This is a genomic window from Mycobacterium sp. IDUB_19 (assembly GCF_055419445.1).
The window spans coordinates 1-2763 of the sequence record NZ_JBVAXR010000108.1; the positions used below are offsets into that span (position 1 = coordinate 1).

Sequence of the window (2763 nt, forward strand, 5' to 3'; positions counted from 1 at the left end):
GTAGCGTCTGCAGATCCTCCACCGTCACCGACCCTTTATCGACGCGATGCTGTGCGGCCACCCGCGAGTCCCGCAACACCGGCCGTGCCTGCACCCGAGTGCAAATTGCTCAAGAACATAATCCTCTGCTCGGCTAGCCTGAGGTTCAATTTTGTCGGGCGGAATGCATGTGCCGGGTTCCGGTAAGCTCACCCAGTGGCCGTCTTGGGTTGGAGATCCCCGCGCCAGCGCCTTCGCAGCGCTACCCAGGAATCTTTGACGATTCCATCTTTCGGCTCGTTCATCGATTGCACACCTTGGGTATTAGGCGGGCTCTGGCCACAGGAATTATCGAGGCTCACCGCCGAAACCGCGCCGCTCGCAAGCCATCTCAATGAGAACCTACAGCGAATCGTCAGGACCGCCAACGACGAGGTGGCGCTCATCGGCCGCACAACGCCGCACGGTTTCGCCCGACAGGCAGCCGAGGCCCGCGTGATCGACGAGGCCCGCGCGCGCGCGGCGCGCCGAATCGAATCAACAGTCCGCCAGCTGCGGGCGATCACTAATGCGCCGAATACGGGCCACCAGCGTTCGCCATTCGGTGAGCGCTTCGCCGGCATCGATATCGGCGCGACGCAAGTCATACCCGCCGTCGCAGGTGTCGAACTCGCCCTTGACGCGCCGAACCCCAAGGCCTCCCAGCCGGGGGCGCCCAGTGACGGCAACCACTACGCCCCAGCAAGAATTAACCCGGATGCGATCGAGTCGCTAGCGGGTGACGGCGGCGAACCCCAGCCCTCCACCGGTCGGCATCGCGCTCCCGACGATCCCGAAGTCACCGGGCCCCCCGGGGCATCATGCGGCGGGGGCCGAGCCCGCCACCGAACACCCGAACACACCAGCACCGCAGACCGCCGCGACGGCCGCGGCGACGCGCGCACCGGTGCCGGAAGCCGCCCCGACCAGCGAGGTCCCGGAGATGCGGTACACCGCTGACCTCGCGGTCATAACCGAATTCAGCTGCCGCGATTCACTATTCGTGAACGTCCTCGCGAGGAGTGCGCATGCGCGAGCCACGCAAGCCTCGACTCGCGTGCCAAAAGCCCAATTCCGAATCCACCATCGTTGTCAAACATCCGTGCTTGCCGGCCACAGGTGCCCCAGCGCGCGCGACCACTCTGCATTAATGCGTTCTAATTCGGGAACCGACTTGATTTCCCCACAAAGAGCGCGCCGGTTCGCGTAATCGGCACGCAGGCAACCGAAGACGCGCCGCGCCACCCGGCGTTGTAGACGGCGCAACGCCTCGGGATGCGAATCTCCGGTAGCACGGCGCTTCCCATAATAGATTTGCCCCGGCCCCGGAAGTCGGCTCTGGGTCAAAGCGACCCGATACAACGCTGTGTTGAGCTGCCGATTCCCCGACCGGGCCGCCCGCACCCGCACCTTAGTACGCCCCGACCAACGCGGAAGCGGTGCGAGGCCCGCATATGAGGCGAATGCCGCTTCACTGCGGAAGCGCCCTACCCCTGCAGTCTCGGCCACCAGCTTGGCCGCTGTCAGCTCCGCACACCCAACAATATTCAGCAGCGAGGGGGCTTCGGCCCGCACCCGTGCGGCCAGACGTCTTTCCAGCGCGTTGATCTCTTCAGTGAGAGAGGTAATATCGGCCAGCTCATCGCGGGCCAGCAATGCCAACAGTCCCGGCTCAGTGGACAGCCACGCCCCGAGGTCACGACGAGGTTTCACCCGGCCCAGCGATGCGTGCTTCGGCGCGTGGGACGGATCCAGCTCGTGCACGCGCCACAAAAGTCGATTGATCGTGGCAGTCCGGTGCGCGACTAGATCGTCACGGCGGTCCACCAACAACTTGAACTCGCGTGAAACCTCATCGTGGCTGGCTATGGGCAAATCCGGTTCGCGCAAGACCGCCCGGGCCACCGCCAGCGCGTCGATCGCATCAGATTTTCCCCGCGTCCGAGCTGAGGCGCGGGTCCGAGCCATCAGATGCGGTGGCACCCGCACTACTCGCTGACCAGCATCAAGCAACGCTTGTTCTAGCCGCGACGACAGATTCCGGCAATCCTCGATTCCCCACACCACGCCACCAGCGAATGTGTTGCGCGCCCAATCCAGCGCCTTAACGTGCCCCGCGGTCGTGGCCCGCACCGTAAGTTCGCCGGCCCGGCGACCGACGGCATCAACACCGACCAATGTGTAACTGGCCTTATGAGCATCGACACCGACCACAAACACGACCACAACCCAACCACCGCGTGCCGCCGATCCCGGCCGTCCGACGCCGACGCGGCAGGCTAACGCCCTTCGACATTAACCCGAGACGCCCAGGGCCAGCAGTACTGTAGACGGCCAGCCAAAGCGGCACTACTCCTCAAGAGCCCGGCCCCGGGCGCCGCGGATGTCGACCGTCCATGACGGTCCGTGGCCGACGAGTGGCTTGCGGTGCCGCACCGGACGCCGGCCGGTCCCTGGCGCCGAACGCCGACACGACGGTGTCTAGCTCGCACCGAAGGCGGCAATCGATGACCAAGCCGGACAAACGGCGATAAGGACCGACCCAGTGTAACGCCGCGCAGCCGCTCCGAGGCGGGCGGTAATCGCGGTCTACCGCCACCGCCCTTACTAGAGATGGCTTCGCTGACCTAGATATATGCGTAGTCGGTAGCGCGGCCACCGCTAGGCGTTCCTCCGCGATTGCCACCAGGCCAGCAGCTCCGCGGTGGCGTCCTCGTCGGTCAACGGCCCGCGGTCCAGCCGCAG

Annotated in this window: 2 protein-coding genes; one reads left to right on the top strand and one right to left on the bottom strand. The window is 65.5% G+C overall.

Annotated features, from left to right (window positions below; genetic code table 11):
- The first annotated feature begins 255 nt into the window (after positions 1–255).
- Positions 256–978: a hypothetical protein gene (locus ACZY0B_RS27100; protein WP_463767313.1), complete on the top strand. Its 723-nt coding sequence runs from the start codon at positions 256–258 to the stop codon at positions 976–978.
- Positions 979–1110: 132 nt separating this feature from the next.
- Here the strand turns inward: ACZY0B_RS27100 and ACZY0B_RS27105 are convergent, their stop codons facing one another.
- Positions 1111–2238, bottom strand: a complete 1128-nt coding sequence (locus ACZY0B_RS27105) for an IS110 family RNA-guided transposase (RefSeq protein ID WP_463767314.1) — start codon at positions 2236–2238, stop codon at positions 1111–1113.
- Positions 2239–2763 lie beyond the last annotated feature (525 nt).